Here is a 15,214-nt window from a genome sequence, read left to right as displayed (position 1 = left end):
AACGATCTTGATTTCCACCCCAATGAAGTGACCGACATCGTGCCGTTCAACGAGTTCGGCAGCCTCGATGACCTCGACTTCCACGACGGCGCCTTCGACTCGGAGGCCGAGATCCTGCGCGCGCCCGAACTCGACGACGTCGCCGACACCGACGAGATGCCGCTGACGCTGATGCGCCGGATGGATCTGAACGTCATCCACGATCCCGACGCCACCGACGTCATCCCGCGCGTGACCGGCGGCCTGCACCGCAAGCCGGCGGCCAGCGCGCTGCGCGGCCGCGTGATGATCGCCGCGATGGCCGCCGGAGCCGCGGCCGCCGCCGCCCACACCGCCATCAACCCGTCGGACGAGGCCTCGGCCAAGGCCGTCGTGACCGCCGACACCACGGTGCCCAACACCCTCGACGCGGACGCCCCGCGCGGCGTGCAGGTCGTCAGCGTGACCCCCGCCGCCAGCAGCAGCATCCACTCCGAAGAACTCGCCAAGGGCGTCGCCTACGCGCAGGAACGCGCCGCGCGCGAGGCCCGGTTGGCCGCCCCGCTGTTCGTCAAGCCCGTCAGCGGCATCTTCACCTCCGGCTACGGCTACCGGTGGGGCGCGTTGCATGCCGGTATCGACATCGCCAGCCCCATCGGCACCCCCATCTACGCGGTGGCCGACGGCGTGGTCATCGACGCCGGCCCCACCGCGGGCTACGGCGCGCTGGTCAAGGTGCGCCACCGCGACGGCACCGTGACCCTCTACGGCCACATCAACACCTGGACGGTCAGCGTCGGCCAGGCCGTGATGGCCGGCGACCAGATCGCCACCGTCGGCAACCGCGGTTTCTCGACCGGCCCGCACCTGCACCTGGAGGTCATGCCGAACGGCACCGACCGGATCGATCCGGTGCCGTGGCTGGCCCAGCGGGGCATCAGCGTCGGCGGCTACGCCGGCTGATCGGGTGACGACACCCCCGCCACCGCCCTCCCCTGAGCCTTCCCCGGACGAACCGCCGTCGGGCGCGGAGACCCGCATCATCCGACGCGCGCCCACCGGCAACACCGGCGCCTTCCCGCCCGCCGCCGCCCACGACGACGAGCCCAGGACCGGCATCATCCGCCGCACGCCCACCGGCGCCCTCCCGGTGCCGCCGGCGCCTCCGACGACGGTGGTCCCGCAGGCCGACGAATCCGCGACCGGACTGCTGCCGCCCGTCCCCAAACCCGATCCGGCTCGCCCGGTCACCGCGGTGGCGGCGTGCGTGGTCGCCATGGTCAGCGGGTGGGCCACCCTGGTGCTGGCGACCAGCCTCATCACCGGTTGGTGGAGCACCGACCGATTGTTCTGTGCCGCAGTCGCTTTCCTGGCGTTCGTGTTCGCCGCCGCGACCGCGACGGGCATCATCCTGCTGCTGATGCGCCGCGGGTTGGGCCGCTACCTGATCGCGATCGGCGCGGTGGTGGCCCTGCTCGGCTTCGGCGGCGTGTTCATCGCGGGCGCGCAGATTCCCTGGGTGGTCTACGCCATTCCGGTGCTCCCGATCGCCAGCGCGGTGCTGGCGTTGCTGCCCGCGACCAAACGTTGGGCGAACGACCCCAGCTGAGCTACAGCTTGCTCACCGGCGCGTGGTTGTGCATGAGCTTGACCCGGCCGGCGCTGCCGAAGTCGATCAGCGACATCGCCGACTCCCCGGCCCCAGTGACCTCCTCGACGCGGCCCAGCCCGTACTTGTCGTGGGTCACCCGGTCCCCCGGCGCCAGCACGATCAGCGGCCGGTTACGCGCCCCACCCGGCCGGCTCGGCGCCGGACGGGCGGGCCCGCCGAACGACGTGCCCGCGCCCGACAGCCGACTCGGCGCGCTCAGCGACGCCGCCTGCTCGGTGCGGCGCCAATCGATCAGTTCCTGCGGAATCTCGCGCAGGAAGCGCGATTCCGGGTTCAGCATCGGCTGCCCCCACGACGAGCGCACCTTGGCCCGGCTGAGGTAGAGCCGTTGCCGCGCCCGGGTGATCCCCACGTAGGCCAGGCGGCGTTCCTCCGACAGTTCGGTCGGGTCGCCGAGGGCGCGCATGTGCGGGAACATGCCGTCTTCCCAACCGGTCACGAAGACCACCGGGAACTCCAGGCCCTTGGCGGTGTGCAGCGTCATCATGGTGACCACGCCCGAGCCCTCTTCCGGGATCTCGTCGGTGTCGGCCACCAACGACACCCGCTCCAGGAACTCGGCGAGCACGCCGGTCTCGGGAATGTCCTCGTCGACCGGTCCGTCGTCGCCCTCGGCCTCGGCCAGGGCCGCGGCGTTGGCCCGGTCGATGCTGAATTCGTGTGCCACACTGACGAGTTCGTTGAGGTTGTCCAGCCGTGCCAGGTCCTGCGGGTCCGACGAGGACTCCAACGACTGCCGATAGCCGGTGCGGTCCAGCACCGCCTCCACCAGGTCCCCTAGTTCGTCGTCGAGCTTCCCGCGCAAGCCGTCGAGGAGTTCGACGAACGCGGCGATCGCCTTCTCCGAGCGGGTGTTCAGCATCGGCACCTTGCCCTCGGCGGCCGCCTGCAGGGCGTCGTTGAAGTTCGCGCCGGTGTTCTCGGCGTAGACCGCGACGCACGCCTCGGCGCGATCCCCGATCCCGCGCCGCGGGGTGTTGAGGATGCGTCGCATGCTCACCGAATCGCCCGGGTTGTCCAGCACCCGCAGGTAGGCCACGATGTCGCGGATCTCCCTGCGCTCGTAGAAGCGCACACCCCCGACGACCTTGTACGGGATGCCAGCCCGGATGAACACCTCTTCCAGGGCGCGCGATGAGTTGTTGGTGCGGTAGAAGACCGCGACGTCGTTGTAGCTGATCTCGCCGCGATCGCGGAGCGCATCGATCTCCTCGGCGACGAACCGGGCCTCGTCGTGTTCGTTGTCGGCGACGTAGCCGACGATAAGCTCGCCCTCGCCGGCGTCGGTCCACAGCCGCTTGTCGCGACGCCCCGCGTTGCGCGCGATCACCGAGTTGGCCGCGTTGAGGATGTTCTGGGTGGACCGGTAGTTCTGCTCGAGCAGGATCGTGGTGGCGTCGGGGAAGTCGCGCTCGAAGTCCTCGATGTTGCGGATGGTCGCGCCGCGGAACGCGTAGATGGACTGGTCGGCGTCGCCGACCACGCACAACTCGCCGGGCTCGATGCCGTCCTGGGTGGACTCGGTCCCGACGAGTTCGCGTACCAGCACGTACTGGGCGTGGTTGGTGTCCTGGTACTCGTCGACCAGGATGTGCCGGAAGCGGCGGCGGTAGTACTGCGCGATCTGCGGGAACGCCTGCAGGATGCCGACCGTCTCGCCGATCAGATCGTCGAAGTCCAGGGCGTTGGCCGCCCGCAGCCGGCGCTGGTATTCGCCGTAGACCGAGGCGACCGTGCGGTGCAGGTCGTCGGAGACGTCGCTGAGTTCGGCGACCGCCTGCTCGGGGTCGATCAGCTCGTTCTTCAGGTTCGAGATGGAGTTGGCCAGCAGGCGCGGCGAGTAGCGCTTGACGTCCAGACCCATGTCCTTGGCGATCATCATCAGCAGCCGGCGCGAATCGTCGGCATCGTAGATCGAGAAGTTGGAGTTGAGCCCGGGCAGCAGCGACGCCTGGTTGCGCAGAATCCGCACGCACGTCGAGTGGAACGTCGACACCCACATCGCGCGGGCGCGCGGGCCGATCAGGTCGACGACCCGCTCCCGCATCTCCGCGGCGGCCTTGTTGGTGAAGGTGATGGCCAGGACCTGCCCGACACCGACGTCACGCGCGGCCAGCAGGTAGGCGATCCGCCGGGTCAACACCGCGGTCTTTCCCGACCCGGCACCGGCCACGATCAACAGCGGGGTGCCCTCGTGCAGCACGGCCTGGCGTTGCTGCGGGTTGAGGCCCTCCAGAAGTTGCTCGGTCGCCTGCGGTTGATGGGACCCCGTGGCGACGGACGGTGAGAACGAAGTCATATCGTCCATCAACCTACCGCTCCGTTCCGACACCTTTGCGCTGCCTCGACCCTTAGTGGCACACTCGTTTGGTGCTCAATGCGCAGTGGCGATTTTTCTACGGGTACCGGTCCGCGGTGCCCGTGGTGTAGCTGCTCCCAGAGCCCCGCGGTCCGCTTCGGATCCGGGGCTCGTCTGTTGTGTGCGGCCGGATACCGGAATGAGACCAGAACCCACCAACGGCGAGTATGTAGAGGATGACGCGATGAGCCTGGACAGCACCGAGACCGACGTCGACGCCCTGCGCGGCGAGATCGACCGACTGGATGCCGAGATCCTGGCCGCGGTGCAGCGGCGCACCGAGGTGTCCAAGACAATCGGCAAGGCCCGGATGGCCTCCGGCGGCACCCGGCTGGTGCACAGCCGCGAGATGAAGGTCATCGAGCGCTACAGCGTGCTCGGCCCCGACGGCAAGGACCTGGCGATGCTGCTGCTGCGGATGGGCCGCGGCCGCCTCGGCCACTGACCCCCCGTCTTTGCTCTGCGCCCAAACTCACCTTTGGGTCACAAAGTGCGAGTGCGGTTCGGCAATACGTCGATCTGGACGCAGCCGCGATGGGCGACGCTACGAGGTGAGCGCGATGTACTTGGTTTCGAGGTACTCCTCGATGCCCTCGATGCCGCCCTCACGCCCGAAGCCGGATTCCTTGGTACCCCCGAACGGCGCCGCCGCATCGGAGATCACGCCGCGGTTGACGCCGACCATCCCCGATTCGATGGCCTCGGCCACCCGCAGCGCCCGGTCCAGCGACTGCGTGTAGATGTAGGCCGCCAGGCCGTACGAGGTGTCGTTGGCCACCTTGATGGCCTCCTCTTCGGTGTCGAAGCCGAGGATCGGCGCGACGGGACCGAACACCTCCTCCTTGAGGATGCGTGACTCGGGTGCCACGTCGGTGAGCACCGTGGCCGGGTAGAAGTAGCCGGGCCCGCCCGGGGCGACGCCGCCGACGGCGACGGTCGCGCCCTTGGCCACCGCGTCGGACACCAGGTCCTCGACGGTCTTGAGCTGCTTGGTGTTGATCAGCGGCCCCAGGGTGGAGCCCTCTTGCAGCCCGTCGCCCAGGGTGAACTCGCTCATCCGCTTGACCAGCTTCTCGGTGAACTCCGCGCGCACGGAGTTCGCGACGTGGAAGCGGTTGGCGGCCGTGCAGGCCTCGCCGCCGTTGCGCATCTTGGCCAGGATCGCGCCGTCGACCGCGGCGTCCAGGTCGGCGTCGTCGAACACGATGAACGGGGCGTTGCCGCCGAGTTCCATCGAGGTCCGCAGCAGCTTGTCCGCGGACTGCTTGACCAGGGCCTTCCCGACGCCGGTGGACCCGGTGAAGGTCAGCTTGCGCAGCCGCCCGTCGTCGATCAGGGCGCTGGTCAGCTCGCCGGGCTTGGAGGTCGGCAGGATCGACAGCACCCCCTTGGGCAGGCCGGCCTCGTCCATCAGCTTGGCCAGCAACAGCATGGTCAGCGGGGTCTCCTGGGCCGGCTTGACGATCATCGTGCAGCCGGCCGCCACCGCGGGACCGATCTTGCGCGTGCCCATCGCCAGCGGGAAGTTCCAGGGGGTGATCGCGTAGCAGAGCCCGACGGGCGCCTTGCTGACCAGGATGCGACCGGTGCCCGCAGGGCTGCTGGTGTAGCGGCCGGCGATACGCACGGATTCCTCGGCGAACCAGCGGAAGAACTCGGCGCCGTACTTGACCTCGCCCTTGCTCTCGGCGAGCACCTTCCCCATCTCGAGGGTCATCAGCGCGGCGATGTCGTCGGTGTGCGCGGTGATGGTCTCGAACACCGAGCGCAGGATCTCCCCGCGTTCCCGCGGCGCGGTGGCGGCCCAGTCGTCCTGGACGGCCATCGCGGCCTCGACCGCGGCGATGCCGTCGGCCGGCGTGGCGTCGGCGACCTGGGTGAGCACCTCACCGGTCGCCGGGTTCAGCACCTCGAACTGCGCCGCAGCCGGTCGCTCGACACCCCCGATCCACAGGCCCGTCGGAACCGATGACAGCAGCTTCGTGATGTCCATTCCCCCATCATTCACTAGGGTCGAGCACATGGTCACCGAGGTCACAAAAACTGCCGCCTGGACAGCTCTGCAGCGCCACCACGAGCAGATCCGCGACACTCATCTGCGGGAGTTCTTCGACGCCGACCCGGAGCGCGGCCGGGAGCTCGCCGTGACCGTCGGTGACCTCTACATCGACTACAGCAAGCATCGGCTCAACCGCGAAACCCTGCGCTTGCTCACGGATCTGGCCACCGCCGCCGGCCTGGAGGCGCGCCGCGACGCGATGTTCGCCGGTGAACACATCAACACCTCCGAGGACCGCGCGGTGTTGCACACCGCCCTGCGTTTGCCGCGTGATGCGCAGCTGACGGTCGACGGACAGGACGTGGTGGCCGACGTGCACGCCGTGCTGGACCGGATGGGCGAATTCACCGACCGGCTGCGCAGCGGGCAGTGGACCGGCGCCACCGGTGAGCGGATCACCACGGTGGTCAACATCGGTATCGGCGGCTCGGATCTGGGTCCGGTGATGGTGTACGACGCGCTGCGCCACTACGCCGATGCCGGCATCTCCGCCCGGTTCGTCTCCAACGTCGATCCCGCGGATCTGGTCGCCACGCTGGCCGGACTCGACCCCGCCACAACGCTTTTCATCGTCGCCTCCAAGACGTTCTCCACGCTGGAGACCCTGACCAACGCGACGGCGGCGCGCCGCTGGCTGACCGAGGCGCTCGGCGACGACGCGGTGAGCAAGCACTTCGTGGCCGTGTCCACCAACAAGAAGCTGGTCGACGAGTTCGGCATCGACACCGCGAACATGTTCGGGTTCTGGGACTGGGTCGGCGGCCGGTACTCGGTGGACTCGGCGATCGGGCTGTCGGTGATGGCGGTCATCGGCCGGGAGCGGTTCGCCGAGTTCCTGTCCGGGTTCCATCTGGTGGACGAGCACTTCCGCACCGCGCCGCTGGAGTCGAACGCGCCGGTGCTGCTGGGCCTCATCGGCGTGTGGTACTCGAATTTCTTTGGGGCGCAATCGCGGGCGGTGCTGCCGTACTCCAACGACCTGTCCCGGTTCGCGGCTTACCTGCAGCAGCTCACCATGGAGTCCAACGGCAAGTCGGTGCGCGCCGACGGCAGCCCGGTGGACACCGACACCGGCGAGATCTTCTGGGGCGAGCCGGGAACCAACGGCCAGCACGCCTTCTATCAGCTCTTGCATCAGGGCACCCGGTTGGTGCCCGCCGATTTCATCGGCTTCTCCGAGCCCACCGACGACCTGTCGACCGCCGACGGCCACGGCTCCATGCATGACCTGCTGATGAGCAACTTCTTCGCCCAGACCAAGGTGTTGGCGTTCGGCAAGACCGCCGAAGAGATTGCGGCCGAAGGCACTCCGGCCGAGGTGGTGCCGCACAAGGTGATGCCGGGCAACCGGCCGTCGACGTCGATCCTGGCGACGCGGTTGACGCCCTCGACGGTGGGCCAGCTCATCGCCCTCTACGAGCACCAGGTGTTCACCGAAGGGGTGATCTGGGGCATCGATTCCTTCGATCAGTGGGGCGTCGAGTTGGGCAAGACCCAGGCCATGGAGTTGTTGCCCGTGCTCACCGACGACGAGTCACCGGCGACCCAGTCCGACAGTTCGACCGATGCGCTGGTGCGTCGGTACCGCGCGGAACGCGGCCGGGTGGGCTGAGGCGAAGACCAGCCCGGCCAAGCAGACACGGCCGGGTGGGCTGAGCCGCCAGGCGAAGACCAGCCCGGCCAGGCAGACACGGCCGGGTGGGCTGAGCCGGGGCGGGCTGAGCCGCCGGCTGATTTCGGCGTGATCCCACACGGTCACCGCGCGAAATCGCGCCGAAGCCGGGGACGAGACAGCCACGACCGCGCAGCAGCGCGGCCGTGGCTGTCTCGAAACCAAACCGGCTCTACCGGTTACCTATCAGGGTGCCGGGATGCTGGCGCAGCCGACACCGGGGATGCAGCCCGAGGCGCCGTCAGGGCCGGCGGTACCGGCGGGACCACCGGGGATCGCGCCGCTGGCACCGTCAGGACCGGCCTCACCGGCAGGACCACCGGGAATGCTGCCCGCGGCACCACCGGGACCGGCAGTGCCCTCGGGGCCACCGGGAACGCTGCCGGTGGCGCCGTCGGGACCGGCCGCGCCGGCGGGACCGCCGGGGACCGCGCCGCTGGCGCCGTCAGGTCCGGCCACACCACCGGGACCACCGGGGATCTGGCCCGCTGCACCGTCAGGACCGACGACTCCGATGTCGGCACACGCGGTGCCGTCGGGGTTCACGCAGGGCGGCGGGGCCGGCGTGGCCATGGCCACCGGGCCGAAGGCGAAGGCCGCAGCAGCGGCGCCGGCAAACAATGCTGGGGTCAATGCTGAGAGTTTCATGTCGCTTGGTCTACCCCGGGCCCCAGCACAAGAAACCCCTGAATTCAGATTCCCCCAACACGTTCGCCCGCCGCACCCAGGCAGCCCGAGGGCGAAATCGCTACTTGAGCAGCTTGGACATCCGCCGGTCGGCCAGCACTTTGCCGCCGGTCTGGCACGTGGCGCAGTACTGGAATGACTTGTCGGCGAACGACACCTCCCGCACGGTGTCCCCGCACACCGGGCACGGCAGCCCGGTGCGGGCGTGGACCCGGAGCCCGGAGCGCTTCTCGCCCTTGAGCGTCGCGGCCCGCTGGCCCACCGAACGCTGCACGGCGTCGGTGAGCACCGCGATCATCGCGTCGTGCAGCGCGCCCAGCTGGGCCTCGGTGAGCTTGCCGGCGGTCGCGAACGGGGACAGCTTGGCGATATGCAGGATCTCGTCGCTGTAGGCGTTGCCGATGCCGGCGATCACCTTCTGGTCGGTGATCACCGTCTTGAGCCGACCGGTGTTGCCCTTCAGCACCGAGGCCAACTCGTCGGGCCCGAGCGCCAACGCGTCCGGACCCAGGTTGGCGATGCCGGGCACCTTGACCGGGTCGTCGACCAGCCAGACCGCCAGCCGCTTCTGGGTGCCGGCCTCCGTCAGGTCGAATCCCGGTGCCTCGCCGGGGGTTCCGAGGTGCACGCGCAGGGCGATGGGCCCCTTGCCGGGCCGCAGCGGCGTGCCGGTGAGGCTGTCCGACCACCGCAGCCAGCCCGCCCGGGACAGGTGCGTGATGAGGCGCAACCCACCGACGTCGAGCCCGAGGTACTTGCCCCAGCGGCCGGCGCCCGTAACGGTCTGGCCGTGCAGCGCGGTCAGCGGCGGGTCGAAGGTCTTGAGCACGGACAGCGCCGATACGTCGATCCGGCCTACCGGACGCCCCACGGCGTTGCCGCGCAGGTAGTCGGCAAGGGCTTCCACCTCGGGTAATTCGGGCACCGGTCCAGTCTGCCGACAGCGTCGCCGCATGTCACGGCCCTGCCGATAACGATTCAAAGTACCCGGTACCGCCGGTATTGACTTTGTTCGGATGCGGTCTATGTTCTAAGGCATCGGACGTCACACGAAGGGACTCCCTCGCCCATGACTGCGTCAGTGTCAGCCTCCACCGGACCCACCCGCGAGCAGGTCGCCGAGCGACTGCTCAAGGGCTCGGTGAAGAAGTCGTATGAACCCGTCGTCGACATCGACTGGGACGCGCCGCTGGACCCGGACAAGTTCTTCCTGCCGCCGCAGACGGTCACGCTCTACGGCACCCCGCAGTGGGACGCGCTGAGCCGCGAGCAGCAGATCGAACTGTCCCGGCAGGAACTGGTCAACATCCTGTCGGCCGGCATCTGGTTCGAGAACATCCTCAACCAGGCGTTGCTGCGGGACCTGATGCACCGCAATCCCACCGCCAGCACCACGCACTATGCGCTGACCGAACTCGGCGACGAGACCCGCCATATGATCATGTTCGGCAAGACCATCCAGCGGATCGGCGGCACCCCGGTGCGGCCCAAGCTGTTTCAGCGCATCATCATCAACGCCCTGCCGCTGGTCTTCCGGGGCCCGCTGCTGTGGGGCGCGGCGCTGGTCGGCGAGGAACTTTTCGACGCCCTGCAGCGGCAGACCCTGGAGGATCCCGAGCTGCAGCCGATTGTGCAGCGCCTCATGCGAATTCATGTCGCGGAGGAAGCCCGCCACATCCAGTTCGCCCGCGACGGCCTGCGCAAGACGGTGCCCGTCATGCCGTGGTACCGCAAGATGCTGCTCGCCAACCTGCACGGCGTCGGGGGCCCGTTCTATCGAATGCTGTTCACCCTGCCGATCCAGTACTCCCGGGTCGGCTTGGACGGCAAGCAGATGCGCCGGGTGGCGCGGTCCAACCCGCACTTCCGGGACAAGTGCGTGTCCGCCTTTGCGCCGCTGGCCGAGTTCTTCGAGGACGTCGGGCTGATGGGTCGGCTGGGCCGGTTCATGTGGCGGCGGGCCGGGTTCCTGTGACGGCGATTGTGCTGGGCCAGGTTTCGGACCTCGGCCCCGCGCTGAGCACGCTGAGCACCATCGAGGTGCCGGCTGATCGGGCGCGGCTGCGCGACGCCCGGTTCGACACCGACACCGACAGTTGGAGCCTCACCGCCGCCGACGGTCGGCACGTCAGCGCGCGCACCCTGCTGGACACCCGCGACTCCACCGACCACACCATCGCCATCCACGGCATGCCGAACTATTTCCGGATTCCCGGCCCGGACCGCGCGGCGCAGTCGAGGCTCGTGGCCCAGTGCCTCGAGCTGCTCGAGCGTTCCGGGTCCACCCGGATCGAGGCCAGAGCGCGGCTGCGGTTGCGGCGCCGGCCGCTGCGTCCGCTCGCGACCAAGTTCTACCTGACCGGGTCGGTCCCCTCCGACGAGCATGTCTACGACGGCTCGGCCACCCTGACCCTGGCCGACGGCGACATCGCCGTGCACGCGCGGCTGTCCGGGCACCTCGACGCGATCGACGGCCAGTATCACTGGCGGGGCTCCGTGGCCGGGGAACTTCCCGACGGGGCGCTCAAGCAACGCTCGGTGACGGTGTCGACCGGCACCAGCAGCGCGTCGGCCCGGTTGTTGGAGCGCACCCCCTGGGGCGCCTACACCGTCACCGGAATCGGTCGGCCCCCGTTCGCCATCGACTGATCAGCGCGGATCGAGGTTCAGCTCCACCATCGGCACCGCGAGGTCGTCGGCGCCCAGCGCCTCCTGCATCGCCGGCGCCAGGAGCCGCCAGGTCAGCGGGTGCCGGCGCTGGTAGCCGGCCAGCGTCGCCTCGGACTCCTCGCGGGTCATGGCGCGCGCCGTGGCGGGCACCGCGCGCCGGGTCCCGACGCTGACCTTGACTCGCGGATCTGCCAGCACATTGCGGTACCACTGCGAGGTTTCGCCGAATCCGGAGGGGACCACGTAGCACTGCGGGCCGGGGCGGTCGGCGACCTCCAGGACCACGTACCGGGGCAGGCCCGTCTTGCGTCCGCGATGCTCCAGCAGCAACATGCGGTGGCCGAACAGGAAGCCGAGCCCGGCGCGGTAGAGCGCGATGGGGGCGCGCACCAGCCACCGCGTCCGCAGCAGGCGTCCGGCCATGGAGGGCATATTTTCACGTTAGCGCGGCCCAAATTAGAACGTGTTCTAGTATCGCAGTCATGCGGTTCACCTATGCGGAAGCCATGACCGATTCCAGCTACTACATCCCGCTGGCCAAGGCCGCGGAGGCGGCCGGGTATCACGCGATGACGCTGGCCGACAGCGTGGCCTATCCCTTCGAATCCGACTCGAAGTACCCCTACACGCCCGACGGCAACCGCGAGTTCCTCGACGGCAAGGAGATGATCGAGACGTTCGTCCTGGCCTCGGCGCTGTCCGCGGTCACCACGACGTTGAAGTTCAACTTCTTCGTGCTCAAGCTGCCGATCCGCCCGCCCGCCCTGGTGGCCAAGCAGGCCGGTTCCCTGGCGGCGCTGTTCGACAACCGGTTGGGACTCGGCGTCGGTACCAGCCCGTGGCCCGAGGACTACGACCTGATGGGGGTGCCGTACGCCAAGCGCGGTAAGCGGATGGACGAGTGCATCGACATCATCCGCGGTCTCACCACCGGTGACTACTTCGAGTACCACGGCGAGTTCTACGACATCGCGAAGACCAAGATGACCCCGGCGCCCACCAAGCCGATCCCCATCCTGATCGGCGGGCACGCCGACGCCGCCCTGCGCCGCGCCGCCCGCAACGACGGCTGGATGCACGGCGGTGGCGCCCCCGAGGAGCTCGACGAGCTGCTCGCCAAGCTGGCCCGCTACCGCGAGGAGGCCGGCAGCACCGGCGATTTCGAGATCCACGTGATCTCCATGGATGCCTACACCGTCGACGGCATCAAGCGGCTCGAGGACAAGGGCGTCACCGACGTCATTGTCGGGTTCCGCCTGCCCTACATCATGGGCCAGGACACCGAGCCGCTCGACGACAAGATCCGCAACCTGGAGCGGTTCGCCGAGAACGTCATCAGCAAGGTCTGACCGATCACAGCTCGTTCCAGACCGCCGGGCGCTTCTCCTGGTGCGCCAACGCCGCCTCGGCCGAGTTGCCGGTGAACAGGCTCAACACCTGGGTGCGGTTCTCGATCTCCTTGGCGTGCCGCAGGCTCGGCGCGTCCAGGGCGGCATTCAGGCCGGTCTTGGTCTGCCACACCCCGTAGGGGTTGTTGTCGGCGATCTCGCGGGCCTTGGCCATGGCCGCGTCCATCAGGTCCTCCGGCGCCGTCACCTCGTTGGCCAGTTGGATGCGGTAGGCCTCCTCGGCGTCGATGATGCGCCCGGTCAGCATGAGTTCCCGCGCGATTCCGGCGCCGACGATGCGCGGCAGCAGGTAGCTGGTGCCCATGTCCATCGACGAGAAGCCGGCCTTGATGAACACCGACCCGAAGCGCGCGGTCTGCGCGGCGATGCGGATGTCGCAGTGCAGTGCGTAGGCGAGCCCACCGCCCACCGCGACCCCGTTGACCGCGGCGATCACCGGGATCGGCAGTTCGTAGAGGCGGGTCATCTGATCGGCCAACCGCACCTGCCCGTCGTAGGCCGTCTTCAGCGGGGTCTTGGCGGGCTCCGTCCAGGGTTGGCGGGTCGCGCTCAGGTCGGCGCCCGCGCAGAAGCCACGGCCGGCCCCCGTCAGGATGGCCGCCTTGTGGCTCCCCGACTCGAGTTCGGCCAGCGCCGCGTCCAGCCCGTCGAGCAGTGGGCCGTCGATGGCGTTGAGCTTGTCGGGCCGGTTCAGAGTGACCACGGCGATGCGGTCGGAGGACTCGAACAGAACTTCGTCAGACATGCCGCCGACGATATGGCAGTCGGAGTTGTACCGTGCCGTCATGAGCGCATACAGCGAGGCGTTTCGCGCCAGCATCGCCGATCCCGCCGGGTTCTGGGGCGAGTCCGCCCGCGCGGTCACCTGGACCCGGGAACCGGAACGCATCCTCGACGACTCCAACCCGCCGTTCTACCGGTGGTTTCCCGACGCCGAGCTCAACACCTGCGCCAACGCGCTGGACCGGCACGTCGAAGACGGTCGCGGCGAGCAGGCCGCGCTGATCTACGACTCCCCGGTGACCGACACCAAACGCACCTACACCTATTCCGAATTGCTGGACGAGACCGCCCGCTTCGCCGGTGCGCTGCGGGGGCTCGGTGTCGGCAAGGGGGACCGGGTGGTGATCTACATGCCGATGATCCCGGAGGCCGTCATCGCGATGCTGGCCTGCGCGCGGCTCGGGGCGGTGCACTCGGTGGTGTTCGGCGGGTTCGCCCCGCACGAGCTGGCGGTCCGCATCGACGATGTCCGCCCCAGCGTGGTGGTGACGGCCTCGTGTGGCATCGAGCCGTCGCGCATCGTCGAGTACAAGCCGATGATCGACGAGGCGTTGACCATGGCCGAGCATCCGCCGGCGCACTGCGTGGTGGTGCAGCGCGAGCGGCAACAATGTTCGATGATCGAGGGCCGCGATCTGGACTGGCACGCGCTGGTGGCCGACGCCGAGCCCGCCGCCCCGGTGCCGGTGGCCGCCACCGATCCGCTCTACGTGCTGTACACCTCGGGGACCACCGGCAAGCCCAAGGGGATTGTGCGGGACAACGGCGGGCATGCGGTGGCGCTGTTGTGGAGCATGCGCAACATCTACGACATTGCTCCCGGGGATGTCTTCTGGGCGGCCTCCGATGTGGGTTGGGTGGTGGGGCATTCCTACATCGTCTATGCCCCTTTGCTTTTGGGTGCGACGACGGTGCTCTACGAGGGCAAGCCCGTCGGCACGCCCGATCCGGGCGCGTTCTGGCGGGTGATCAGCGAGCACAACGTCAAGGCGTTGTTCACCGCACCCACCGCGATCCGGGTGATCCGCAAGGAGGACCCCAACGCCGAGCACCTGGGCCACTACGACCTGTCCGGCCTGAAGTATCTGTTTGTCGCCGGGGAGCGGTTGGATCCCGACACCTACCATTGGGCCGCCGAGAATCTCGGGATACCGGTGATCGACCACTGGTGGCAGACCGAAACCGGCTGGGCGATCGCCGCCAATCCCATGGGCCTGGAACAGTTTCCGGTCAAGGCCGGCTCCCCCACGGTGCCGATGCCCGGGTACGACGTACACATCTTGTCCGACGACGGCAACCGCTGCGAGCCCGGAACCGAAGGTGCGATCTGCATCCGGTTGCCGCTGCCGCCGGGCACGCTGCCGACGCTGTGGAATGCCGATGAACGCTACGAGGCGTCGTACCTGTCCGAGCATCCGGGGTATTACCTGACCGGTGACGGCGGCCGGTTCGACGAGGACGGCTACCTGTTTGTCATGGGCCGCATCGACGACGTCATCAACGTGGCCGGGCACCGGTTGTCGACGGGCGCTATCGAGGAAGTGCTGGCGACCCATCCCGCGGTGGCCGAATGCGCGGTGATCGGAGTGGCCGACGACATCAAGGGGCAGGCGCCGCGCGGGCTGGTGGTGCCGAAGTCCGGGGCAGTCGTAGAGGGGCTGCCGGAGGAGCTTGTTGCCTTGGTACGCAAGGAAATCGGCGCGGTGGCGGCGTTCCGGATGGTTGACGTGGTGCCGGGGCTGCCGAAGACCCGGTCGGGAAAGATCCTGCGTAAGACGCTGCGGGGTATCGCCGCCGGACGAGACGAACCCGTGCCGTCGACCATCGAGGACGCCTCGGTGCTGGACGCGTTGAAGCAGACGCTCGCGGAATAGGGGCACTGGGGCTTACTGCCCCGGGACCAATGTCCGAACGTCCCACCTCA

The 15,214-nt window shown here is 68.8% G+C and carries 14 protein-coding genes; 8 read left to right on the top strand and 6 right to left on the bottom strand.

Translation table 11 applies throughout. From position 1 onward, the window contains the following. Nucleotides 1-27 precede the first annotated feature (27 nt). Both R2K23_RS04385 and R2K23_RS04380 read left to right on the top strand, forming a co-directional pair. Nucleotides 28-942, top strand: a complete 915-nt coding sequence (locus R2K23_RS04385) for a M23 family metallopeptidase (protein WP_396893022.1) — start codon at nucleotides 28-30, stop codon at nucleotides 940-942. Between the two features lie 4 nt (nucleotides 943-946). Further along, nucleotides 947-1,588, top strand: a complete 642-nt coding sequence (locus R2K23_RS04380; RefSeq protein ID WP_316514592.1) for a hypothetical protein — start codon at nucleotides 947-949, stop codon at nucleotides 1,586-1,588. Between the two features lies 1 nt (nucleotide 1,589). Here the strand turns inward: R2K23_RS04380 and pcrA are convergent, their stop codons facing one another. Further along, nucleotides 1,590-3,950 (bottom strand): DNA helicase PcrA, encoded by a 2,361-nt coding sequence (gene pcrA / locus R2K23_RS04375; protein ID WP_316517046.1) that lies wholly within the window; start codon nucleotides 3,948-3,950, stop codon nucleotides 1,590-1,592. Nucleotides 3,951-4,149: 199 nt separating this feature from the next. Here pcrA and R2K23_RS04370 point away from each other — a divergent pair, with 199 nt between their 5' ends. Then, nucleotides 4,150-4,455 carry a chorismate mutase gene (locus R2K23_RS04370; protein WP_316514590.1) on the top strand — a complete coding sequence of 102 codons (306 nt, stop codon included), beginning with the start codon at nucleotides 4,150-4,152 and terminating at the stop codon, nucleotides 4,453-4,455. A gap of 99 nt (nucleotides 4,456-4,554) precedes the next feature. On the opposite strand, the gene R2K23_RS04365 is transcribed toward R2K23_RS04370, so the two are convergent. After that, nucleotides 4,555-6,003, bottom strand: a complete 1,449-nt coding sequence (locus R2K23_RS04365; protein ID WP_316514588.1) for an NAD-dependent succinate-semialdehyde dehydrogenase — start codon at nucleotides 6,001-6,003, stop codon at nucleotides 4,555-4,557. A 28-nt stretch (nucleotides 6,004-6,031) separates the two neighbouring features. Between R2K23_RS04365 and pgi the strand changes: the two genes are divergently transcribed. Beyond that, a complete protein-coding gene (gene pgi / locus R2K23_RS04360) occupies nucleotides 6,032-7,681 on the top strand; it encodes a glucose-6-phosphate isomerase (protein ID WP_316514586.1) in 1,650 nt (549 codons plus the stop codon). A 246-nt stretch (nucleotides 7,682-7,927) separates the two neighbouring features. Here the strand turns inward: pgi and R2K23_RS04355 are convergent, their stop codons facing one another. Next, nucleotides 7,928-8,389: a hypothetical protein gene (locus R2K23_RS04355; RefSeq protein ID WP_316514584.1), complete on the bottom strand. Its 462-nt coding sequence runs from the start codon at nucleotides 8,387-8,389 to the stop codon at nucleotides 7,928-7,930. Nucleotides 8,390-8,489: 100 nt separating this feature from the next. After that, nucleotides 8,490-9,353 carry an Fpg/Nei family DNA glycosylase gene (locus R2K23_RS04350; RefSeq protein ID WP_316514583.1) on the bottom strand — a complete coding sequence of 288 codons (864 nt, stop codon included), beginning with the start codon at nucleotides 9,351-9,353 and terminating at the stop codon, nucleotides 8,490-8,492. Between the two features lie 144 nt (nucleotides 9,354-9,497). Here R2K23_RS04350 and R2K23_RS04345 point away from each other — a divergent pair, with 144 nt between their 5' ends. After that, nucleotides 9,498-10,403 (top strand): AurF N-oxygenase family protein, encoded by a 906-nt coding sequence (locus R2K23_RS04345; protein WP_316514581.1) that lies wholly within the window; start codon nucleotides 9,498-9,500, stop codon nucleotides 10,401-10,403. Next, nucleotides 10,400-11,077 carry a DUF4873 domain-containing protein gene (locus tag R2K23_RS04340; protein ID WP_316514580.1) on the top strand — a complete coding sequence of 226 codons (678 nt, stop codon included), beginning with the start codon at nucleotides 10,400-10,402 and terminating at the stop codon, nucleotides 11,075-11,077. Before R2K23_RS04345 ends, R2K23_RS04340 begins: the two co-directional genes overlap by 4 nt. Here R2K23_RS04340 and R2K23_RS04335 read toward each other — a convergent pair whose 3' ends face one another. Then, nucleotides 11,078-11,530: a nitroreductase family deazaflavin-dependent oxidoreductase gene (locus R2K23_RS04335; RefSeq protein WP_316514577.1), complete on the bottom strand. Its 453-nt coding sequence runs from the start codon at nucleotides 11,528-11,530 to the stop codon at nucleotides 11,078-11,080. 50 nt (nucleotides 11,531-11,580) lie between these two features. Between R2K23_RS04335 and R2K23_RS04330 the strand changes: the two genes are divergently transcribed. Continuing rightward, complete coding sequence (locus R2K23_RS04330; RefSeq protein ID WP_316514575.1) at nucleotides 11,581-12,447, top strand: LLM class flavin-dependent oxidoreductase; 867 nt, start codon at nucleotides 11,581-11,583, stop codon at nucleotides 12,445-12,447. A gap of 4 nt (nucleotides 12,448-12,451) precedes the next feature. Here R2K23_RS04330 and R2K23_RS04325 read toward each other — a convergent pair whose 3' ends face one another. After that, the gene (locus R2K23_RS04325) at nucleotides 12,452-13,252 is read right to left on the bottom strand and encodes an enoyl-CoA hydratase/isomerase family protein (RefSeq protein WP_316514573.1); all 801 of its coding nucleotides are present in this window, start codon (nucleotides 13,250-13,252) and stop codon (nucleotides 12,452-12,454) included. A 40-nt stretch (nucleotides 13,253-13,292) separates the two neighbouring features. Between R2K23_RS04325 and R2K23_RS04320 the strand changes: the two genes are divergently transcribed. Beyond that, on the top strand, nucleotides 13,293-15,164 hold the full coding sequence (locus tag R2K23_RS04320; RefSeq protein WP_316514572.1) for a propionyl-CoA synthetase: 1,872 nt from the start codon (nucleotides 13,293-13,295) through the stop codon (nucleotides 15,162-15,164). Nucleotides 15,165-15,214 lie beyond the last annotated feature (50 nt).

Source organism: Mycolicibacterium sp. MU0050 (assembly GCF_963378085.1).
Taxonomy (GTDB): domain Bacteria; phylum Actinomycetota; class Actinomycetes; order Mycobacteriales; family Mycobacteriaceae; genus Mycobacterium; species Mycobacterium wendilense.
The sequence above is the reverse complement of the archived record's forward strand: the minus strand, read 5'-3'. Positions and strand labels throughout refer to the sequence as shown.